The following is a 2,119-nucleotide window of genomic DNA, read 5'->3' on the forward strand; positions in this document are numbered from 1 at the left end:
CAAGGCCCGCTACGGCGAGATCGAGACCGCCAATCGCCACTGGCGCACCGCGTACGAGACGTGGGATGAGATCGTCCTTCCCGATCTGCGGTCCGGCCGCCTGAGCCCGCCCGGCAGCGTCGTCGCCGCCACCGCCGATCAGAAAGCCCAGTACGTCAATCGGGCGATGGCCTACGAGATGGTCCGCTTCCAGCAGGACAGCTTCGTCAACCATCTGGCGTACCTCAAGGACACAGCGGTGCAGGCGGACCCAGCACGTCCGGCGTTCTCCAAGCTGGTCGACGGCAACCTGGTGCTTACGTACGCGGCTGAGCCATTCAAGGCCCGCGAGGTCCAGCACGACGTCTACGGAACCAACGTGTACTACGGTCCGCAGGCCGGAGCGGTCGGCCACGGGATCGGCAACATGAACTTCTTTCTCGCCCTCGGCGTGGACATGGAGCACGAGGCGACGGGCCTGCCCGTCTGGTGCACCGAGTTCAACCAGGGCTGGTGGAAACCGTACCGGATGGGCCTGCGGGATGAGTTCGCGGTTCAGGTCTGGACCGCCTTCGGCAAGGGCCTGCGCGGGCTGTTTCCGTTCTCGTGGAATCCGGGCCAGTGGGCGCTTTTCTATGGCGATGATGCTCCCGCCCCGGCCGCCGAGGCCATGGCGATCACCTACGCCCAGTTGTCCGCCCTGGATGACCTCGTGGCCGGACTGAGCAAACCCGATCCTCGGATCGCCTTCTACTATCCGCGGGCGTCGCTGTACCACCGCGACCTGGACAACCCAGCCCATCCGGAGCGTCCGCTGTCCACGCCGCTGAATCAGCTTCGCGCCCTCTACGAATCGGTGTCGCTGGTGGGCGGATTTGCCGTCGGGTTCCTCGCTGATGAGGACCTGGAGGCGGGCAAGCTCGATTCGGTCGAGGCGCTGATCCTCGTCGAGGCCGAGTATCTGCCTCAAACCGCTTTGGATCATGTCCGCCGCTTCGTTGAGCGCGGCGGACGGCTGGTGACGGTTGGTCCCGTCGCCCGGTTCGACGAATTCGGGTTCGCCTGGGATGGTTTTCCCGCCGGCGAGCTGCAGCCGGTTTTGGGCGCCGAGATGGCCGATCAAGTCCCTTCACCCGTTTCCGCATCGGGCAGGACCGTGTGGCTGCCGCCCGTGGACGCTGCCGCGCCCGCGGTGGCGTTCGCCAATCCGCAGCCGGATGCCAGCGTCCTGGCAACCTACGCCGATGGCAAACCGGCGGTGATCGAGCATGTCTTCGGAGAGGGCAAGGTGCTGGCGATCGGATGCGCCGCCGGAGTCGCCACCGACGCCCGGCCCGGCGCCACCGCGGAGTTCCTCACCGACTGGTTCGAGTCGCAAGGCATTCGCCCTTCCGCCAAAACCGTTGGCTTCTTCGAGACCAGCCGAAACGAACTGGCCGTGCTCGGCCTCAAAGACACCCACGAAGGGGACTGGCTGTTGCTCGTCAATGCCGGCCATTACCCCGTCCATCCGACCCTTCGATGGACCACGCCCTACTCCCCTGCCGCCGTCGACGTGCTGTCCGGAAAGACCTTCTCCTGCACCGCATCGCAGGAGAATCTTCCTGAGCTGACGATTCGCCTCAACCCATACCAGGTCGCCCTGATCGGAAAACTGGAATGCACGGAAACCAAACCATGAAGACTCCAACCGACGCCCGTCTGCCAAAGCCTCCATGTTTCCCACGCCACACGCAGCCCCGATCGAAGGCATTCACCCTGATCGAGCTGCTGGTCGTCGTCGCGATCATCGCCGTGCTGGTCGCCGTGCTCCTGCCCGCGCTGCAGGCGGCCCGCGACTCCGCCAAGATCGCCGTCTGCACCAGCCGCCTTCGCCAGTGGGGCCTCGTGCATCAGATCTACGCCCAGGACAACAGCGGCTTTCTCCGCCCCACCGACCGCATCTATCCCGAATGCTACTGGACGCCGGAACTCGTCAACCGCGACGACTTCGTCAACTACTTCATCGATCATCACGGGTTGCCCGAGGATCTGTTCGTCTGCCCGTTTCAGCCGTCCGTCCGCCTCCTGCAGACCGGCAGCGACCCGCGGGTCCTGCTGATGGGCTACACCTACCTCGGCGCCTATGACGAAACGCAAC

The 2,119-nt window shown here is 65.2% G+C and carries 2 protein-coding genes; both read left to right on the plus strand.

Translation table 11 applies throughout. The annotated features are described in order from the left end of the window. A partial coding sequence (locus tag GXY33_09815) for a hypothetical protein (GenBank protein ID NLX05429.1) occupies positions 1-1,660 on the plus strand: 1,660 nt, incomplete at its 5' end. Beyond that, positions 1,657-2,119: prepilin-type N-terminal cleavage/methylation domain-containing protein (locus tag GXY33_09820; GenBank protein NLX05430.1), on the plus strand; the 463-nt coding region annotated here is incomplete at its 3' end. The genes GXY33_09815 and GXY33_09820, both read left to right, overlap by 4 nt.

It is taken from the genome of Phycisphaerae bacterium, from assembly GCA_012729815.1.
In the GTDB taxonomy this organism is placed as follows: Bacteria; Planctomycetota; Phycisphaerae; order JAAYCJ01; family JAAYCJ01; genus JAAYCJ01.